Source organism: Polaromonas sp. P1_G2 (assembly GCF_056405515.1).
Genome location: NZ_JBFUBY010001789.1, coordinates 1 through 356, shown reverse-complemented (window position 1 = coordinate 356; position 356 = coordinate 1). Strand labels below are relative to the sequence as shown.

The window sequence follows — 356 nt, the reverse complement described above, 5'->3', positions numbered from 1 at the left end:
GCTCCACGGCGCACCCTGCCGCGTTCGCCATATCCCTCGCAAATTCCAGGAAATCCGCTATGATTATGCCGTGAGAAGTTACGGACTGGTGCTGCTAGGCTATTCGCTGAAACCCTTCGGGCCGCACGATCCGTTGGGAGATTTGCTGTTTTCACTGATCGATAGTGCCAAAGTCGTCGTAATAGATTATGCGCCGGCGCTGGACAGGGGTGCTTCGCAGGTGCCGGTCATCGTCAATCGTCCCTCCGTCAGGGTTCGGATGACAGCGGACCTCCGCCTGCATGACCCGGAAATCGCCGAGACACCCTATGCAGACCGGCGCTTTTATGTTCTCGATCCGGTTGCCATGTCGTAAG

1 protein-coding gene is annotated in these 356 nt (G+C 57.3%); it reads left to right on the top strand.

Translation table 11 applies throughout. The features are described from left to right. Positions 1-355 (top strand): hypothetical protein (locus tag AC1D0P_RS32605; protein ID WP_477680502.1); only part of this gene is annotated, 355 nt, incomplete at its 5' end. Between the last annotated feature and the right edge of the window lies 1 nt (position 356).